We start from the raw sequence: 2,500 nt of genomic DNA, 5'->3' as shown, positions 1-2,500 counted from the left end.
TCAAACGAATTCATAGAGTTTGGAATCAGCACGCAATATCTGCGCTGTTTTGAATGTATTTTGAATGCGTCAACTTGGCATAACACCTTGATCTGACTGATCAAAGTTATAGGGTCAAGCCGCACGAGCAATTAGTATCAGTTAGCTTAACGCATTACTGCGCTTCCACACCTGACCTATCAACGTCCTGGTCTTGAACGACTCTTTAGGGGGCTCAAGGCCCCGGCAGATCTCATCTTGAAACGAGTTTCCCGCTTAGATGCTTTCAGCGGTTATCTCTTCCACACTTAGCTACTCGGCAATGCCACTGGCGTGACAACCGATACACCAGAGGTGTGTCCACTCCGGTCCTCTCGTACTAGGAGCAGGCTTCCTCAAATCTGCAGCGCCCACGGAAGATAGGGACCAAACTGTCTCACGACGTTTTAAACCCAGCTCACGTACCTCTTTAAATGGCGAACAGCCATACCCTTGGGACCGGCTACAGCCCCAGGATGAGATGAGCCGACATCGAGGTGCCAAACACCGCCGTCGATATGAACTCTTGGGCGGTATCAGCCTGTTATCCCCAGAGTACCTTTTATCCGTTGAGCGATGGCCCTTCCATACAGAACCACCGGATCACTATGTCCTGCTTTCGCATCTGCTCGACTTGTCAGTCTCGCAGTTAAGCACGCTTATGCCATTGCACTATCGTCACGATGTCCGACCGTAACTAGCGTACCTTCGAACTCCTCCGTTACGCTTTGGGAGGAGACCGCCCCAGTCAAACTGCCTACCATGCACTGTCCCCGATCCAGATAATGGACCTAGGTTAGAACCTCAAACACACCAGGGTGGTATTTCAACGTTGGCTCCACAAGATCTAGCGACCCTGCTTCAAAGCCTCCCACCTATCCTACACAGATCTGTTCAAAGTCCAATACAAAGCTACAGTAAAGGTTCATGGGGTCTTTCCGTCTTTCCGCGGGGAGATTGCATCATCACAAACATTTCAACTTCGCTGAGTCTCAGGAGGAGACAGTGTGGCCATCGTTACGCCATTCGTGCAGGTCGGAACTTACCCGACAAGGAATTTCGCTACCTTAGGACCGTTATAGTTACGGCCGCCGTTTACTGGGACTTCAATCAAGAGCTTGCACCCCATCATTTAATCTTCCAGCACCGGGCAGGCGTCACACCCTATACGTCCACTTTCGTGTTTGCAGAGTGCTGTGTTTTTAATAAACAGTCGCAGCCACCGATTTTTTGCAACCCATTCATGCTTCGTTGTTCACTACACACTAATAGGGCACACCTTCTTCCGAAGTTACGGTGTCAATTTGCCGAGTTCCTTCTCCTGAGTTCTCTCAAGCGCCTTAGAATACTCATCTCGCGCACCAGTGTCGGTTTGCGGTACGGTCGTATATAGCTGAAGCTTAGTGGCTTTTCCTGGAACCTCGTTCAGTCACTTCGCGAGCAAGCTCGCTCGATCGTTGGCCTCGGTATATGTGCACCGGATTTGCCTAATGCACGCCTACATCCAACTAAACCGGGATATCCAACACCCGGATGACCTATTAAGATCCGTCCCCACATCGCACTATATAACGGTACAGGAATATTGACCTGTTTCCCATCAGCTACGCATCTCTGCCTCGCCTTAGGGGCCGACTCACTCTACGCCGATGAACGTTGCGTAGAAAACCTTGCGCTTACGGCGAGGGGGCTTTTCACCCCCTTTAACGCTACTCATGTCAGCATTCGCACTTCTGATACCTCCAGCACGCTTTACAACGCACCTTCACAGGCTTACAGAACGCTCTCCTACCACTTGCAATAAATTGCAAATCCGCAGCTTCGGTAACTGGCTTAGCCCCGTTACATCTTCCGCGCAGGACGACTCGATCAGTGAGCTATTACGCTTTCTTTAAATGATGGCTGCTTCTAAGCCAACATCCTGACTGTTTTAGCCTTCCCACTTCGTTTCCCACTTAGCCAATTTTAGGGACCTTAGCTGGCGGTCTGGGTTGTTTCCCTCTTGAGTCCGGACGTTAGCACCCGGTGCTCTGTCTCCCAAGCTGTACTCATCGGTATTCGGAGTTTGCCTTGGTTTGGTAAGTCGCCATGACCCCCTAGCCAAAACAGTGCTCTACCCCCGATGGTAATACTTGAGGCACTACCTAAATAGTTTTCGGAGAGAACCAGCTATTTCCAAGTTTGTTTAGCCTTTCACCCCTATCCACAGCTCATCCGCTAGTTTTGCAACACTAGTCGGTTCGGACCTCCAGTACCTGTTACGGCACCTTCATCCTGGCCATGGATAGATCACTTGGTTTCGGGTCTACACCCAGCGACTGATCGCCCTATTCGGACTCGATTTCTCTACGGCTTCCCTATTCGGTTAACCTTGCCACTGAATGTAAGTCGCTGACCCATTATACAAAAGGTACGCAGTCACCCCTTACGAGGCTCCTACTTTTTGTAAGCACGCGGTTTCAGGATCTATTTCACTCCCCTC

General features: G+C 50.4%; 1 rRNA gene (cut by a window edge). It reads right to left on the bottom strand.

The window, feature by feature from the left end:
- Positions 1 to 110 precede the first annotated feature (110 nt).
- Positions 111 to 2,500, bottom strand: a 23S ribosomal RNA gene (locus L1081_RS23130) (it continues 483 nt past the right edge of the window).

The organism is Variovorax sp. MSC1_012 (assembly GCF_023667525.1).
GTDB lineage: Bacteria > Pseudomonadota > Gammaproteobacteria > Burkholderiales > Burkholderiaceae_C > Variovorax > Variovorax beijingensis_B.
This window is presented reverse-complemented; position numbering and strand designations above follow the sequence as displayed.